Annotated in this window: 2 protein-coding genes; one reads left to right on the forward strand and one right to left on the reverse strand. The window is 77.8% G+C overall.

All coding sequences use genetic code 11. The features are described from left to right. Positions 1 to 407: helix-turn-helix domain-containing protein (locus ACFV0Q_RS40990; protein WP_385013134.1), on the reverse strand; the 407-nt coding region annotated here is incomplete at its 3' end. 119 nt (positions 408 to 526) lie between these two features. Between ACFV0Q_RS40990 and ACFV0Q_RS40995 the strand changes: the two genes are divergently transcribed. Beyond that, positions 527 to 2,065: a DUF6350 family protein gene (locus tag ACFV0Q_RS40995; RefSeq protein ID WP_385013136.1), complete on the forward strand. Its 1,539-nt coding sequence runs from the start codon at positions 527 to 529 to the stop codon at positions 2,063 to 2,065. Positions 2,066 to 2,091 lie beyond the last annotated feature (26 nt).

The raw sequence follows: 2,091 nt of genomic DNA on the forward strand, positions 1-2,091 counted from the left end.
GGCGCGATGGCCCGTACGCGGGGGGCGGCCCGGGGGGCGGCACCGGCGGGCGCGGCGGGCACGCCGGGGTGGGGGGGGCCGGGGGGTTCCGGAGTTCCGGGGGCTTCGGGGAGCGCCGACGGCGGTTCCGGCGGAGCGGCGGGGGTGACGTTCAGGTCGGGCGTGTCCGCTTCCGGGACGGCGTCCGCCTCGGCGAGGCGGTCCAGGAGGGAGGCGTACGCCTCGCGCTTGCGCCCGCGCGGTTCGGTGCGGCCCGTCTCCCAGGAGCGGACGGTGGCCGCGGTGACTCCCACCGCCGTCGCCACCTCCTCGTGGCTCAGCTGGGCCGCTTCGCGCAGCCTGCGGCGTTCCTTGGGGGACGGCAGACCCAGCTCCGAGTCGGAGGTCGTCTCGACGCCTTGTGTCATGCCACTCTCCCCGCGACCCGGCAGCCCTGGGCGATAAAGTACATAAACGTATATTGAGCGACACCACGGGCATTCGCCTGTTACCCGCCCATAGCGCGTGTCGTTGGCACCATGGCGGGGTGACCCAAGTGACCGAACGCGGGACCTCGTTGCCGACGGCCCCGCGGGCCGTCGTGCGGCGGCGTTCGCCCGCCGCCGCCGCGTGTGTGCTGGGCGGCGCCGTGGCCGCCGGACTGGGGCTCGGCTTCCTGGCCGTGCTCGTGATCGTGCTGTGGATCAGCTCCCCCTATCCCGACAGCGGCCCCGGCGGCGCGCTGCACCTCGCCGCCGGGCTGTGGCTGATGGCCCACGGGACGGAACTCGTCCGCTACGAGACCCTCTCCGGGGTGCCCGCGCCCGTCGGGCTGACGCCGTTGCTGCTGGTGGCGCTGCCGGTGCTGCTGATGCGGCGCGCGGCGCGGCTCGGCAGTGCGTCCGGGGGCGGCGCCGGGATGGGGGAGGAGCCGGACGAGGTGCTGCCGGGCGGGGTCGTGTTCTCCGCCGTCACCTGCGGGTACCTGAGCGTCGGGGCGCTGGCCACGGTCTACGCCGCAGGTGGGCCGATGCCGGCCGATCCGCTCAGCGCGGCCTGGCACGTCCCGCTGGTGGCGGCGCTGGCCGGGGCCGCCGGGGTGTGGTCGGCGAAGGGGCGGCCGCTCGGGCCCCTGCCGGAGTGGATTCCGGGGAGCGTACGGAGGGCCATCGCGCGCCCCCGATACGCGCTGGCGCTGCGCTCCGGCGCGGCCGGGGTCCTGGTCCTGCTGGGCGGCGGCGTCCTGCTCGTCGGCGCCTCGCTGGCGTGGCACGGGGCGGAGACGCAGTCCTCGTTCCTGACGCTGACCGGGGTGTGGTCCGGGCGGTTCGCGGTGCTGCTGCTCGCGCTCGCGCTGATCCCGAACGCCATGGTGTGGGGCGCGGCGTACGGGCTGGGGCCCGGGTTCGCGGTGGGGGCGGGGGTGACGGTGACGCCGTTCGGCTTCCCGGGGGCGCCGGCCCTGCCGAGGTTCCCGCTGCTCGCGGCGCTGCCGCCGGAGGGGCCGGGGACGCCGGTCACCTGGGCGGCGGCCGGGGTGCCCGTGGCGGCCGGGCTGGTGGTGGGGTGGTTCGCGGTGCGGCGGGCGCGGGAGGTCTCGTCGGGGGAGACCGCGCTGACGGCGGCACTGGGTGCGGTGGTGTGCGGGCTGGCGATGGCCGGCCTGGCGGCGGCTTCGGCGGGGCCGCTGGGGTCGCGGGCGCTGGCCGGGTTCGGGCCCGTGTGGTGGGCCGTTGGCGGCGCGGCGGCGGGGTGGACGCTGGTGCTGGCGGTGCCGTTGGCGGTGGGGGTGCACGTGTGGCGGACGCGGCCTGCGTCTGGCGGGGTGGGGGAGGACGCGTGGCACGACTCCGGGGTGCGGGAGTTGCGGTGGGCGGCGCTTCGGCGTGCCGCGCAGCCGGTTGCTCCGCCGGTTCCGGTGGTGGCGGTTGCTCCGGCCGAGCCGGTTGCTCCGCCCGTTGCGGCGGGGGCTCCCCCCGAGCCGGTGGCTCCCCCCGAGCCGGTGGCTCCGCCGGTGCCGGAGGTGCCGTTGCTGCCGCCGGTGGTGGGGGCGCGGGTGCTGGCGCGGCGGCGGCCCCCGTCCTGAAAGCCCCTGGGGCTCCGCCCCAGACC

Source organism: Streptomyces sp. NPDC059564, from assembly GCF_042735575.1.
Lineage (GTDB): Bacteria > Actinomycetota > Actinomycetes > Streptomycetales > Streptomycetaceae > Streptomyces.